Origin of the sequence: Thermogutta sp. (assembly GCF_014359955.1) — a bacterium.
In the GTDB taxonomy this organism is placed as follows: Bacteria; Planctomycetota; Planctomycetia; order Pirellulales; family Thermoguttaceae; genus Thermogutta.
In genome coordinates this window covers 1-1,254 of sequence record NZ_JACIYL010001043.1, presented here as the reverse complement: position 1 = coordinate 1,254, position 1,254 = coordinate 1, and the positions used below count along the sequence as shown (strand labels likewise).

1 protein-coding gene is annotated in these 1,254 nt (G+C 56.8%); it reads left to right on the top strand.

Annotation, left to right across the window (positions count from 1 at the left end):
* Positions 1 to 132: 132 nt before the first annotated feature.
* Positions 133 to 1,254 (top strand): SHD1 domain-containing protein (locus tag H5U08_RS19250; protein WP_297036931.1); only part of this gene is annotated, 1,122 nt, incomplete at its 3' end.

Genomic DNA, 1,254 nt, shown 5'->3' with positions numbered 1-1,254 from the left:
GCGTCTATTGAGCCCCTCACTCGTTATCGAGTACAATCCACGTGCCGTGTTTTAGTGATGCGATTGTCACTTGCAATGACAAGAATTGTGAGTCCGGGAGCTTGTCTTCAATCCGAAAAAGGGAGGTGGCTCATGACTCTTCGCAAGTTCATTCCGGCGGTCACGTTTTTCCTTGTAAGCATGGCCTGGGCAAGCGGCGATGAATTCCGCCGCTGGTCCGACGTGACAGGCCGCTTCAGCATTCGGGCACGGCTGGTCACAGTGGACGGCCATCTCGTTATCCTGGAACGGGAGGATGGCACAAAAGTGGCCGTGGATATGGAAAAACTGAGTCCCCAGGATCGCTCCTATCTTGAGAGCCTGATGGCCGAGAACCCGTTTAAGCCACTGCAGGAGGATTCGGCAAAGCAACCGGAAGTCGCTCCTCCCTCGGAAGAACCACCAGCCCCACCAGAACCGAAGTCGCCACAGCCAAGGGTACCATCCGCCGAAGAATCTTTTCAACCGTATTTTCTCACCCATAGTGGGCCGGTGGCCGTCAACTGGATGGCTGTCAAACCCATTTCCGTTAATCCGGGAGTGGGTTGGCAGCTTACGGTTCCCGAAGTGGCACCGCTGAGTTTACAGCCCAAAACAATCGGGCTGCCGCCGAAAGCGGATTTTTTCGAAGACATCACTGCCCTGGTCGTTCATCCCCAGGCGAAATGGGCGGTCGTCAAATCGACGAATCGTCGGCCGGGGGTGCTTACAGGATCGGAACGGACAATCATTTGCGACCTTACATCGGGACGGACGGGGATAGCCTCGCTTTCCGGGCCCCAGCAGACTCCGTTGGCGATTCACTGGGACGACACATCTTCACGCCGTTGTCTTCTTTTCCGCCGTGATGAGTTCGGTTTTGGAAATCAGGACACGCTGTTTATTCACAGCGTCTTTCCCGCCCGCGGCGGTGTGGAGGGAGAACTTGACTCTCTGGTCTCTCTGGAAGCGCTCATTTCCTGGGTTCCCTATGACACGAGAAAAGGTGCCGGACGCGATGTGAAATGGGCTGATTTTCCCGACGAGCGAACGCTCGTCACCTGTAGCGGCGACGGACTTATTGCCATCTGGAACCTGGAAACGATGCAGCCCGACGCCAGCCTCCCGGCTGGATTCGGGCACGTTCCCGCGCTCAGTCCGCATCGTCGATGGCTGGCTTTTGCTACCCGGAACGAGGTAGGCATCCTGGATTTGGCCAAGCGGGAAGTGATTGCG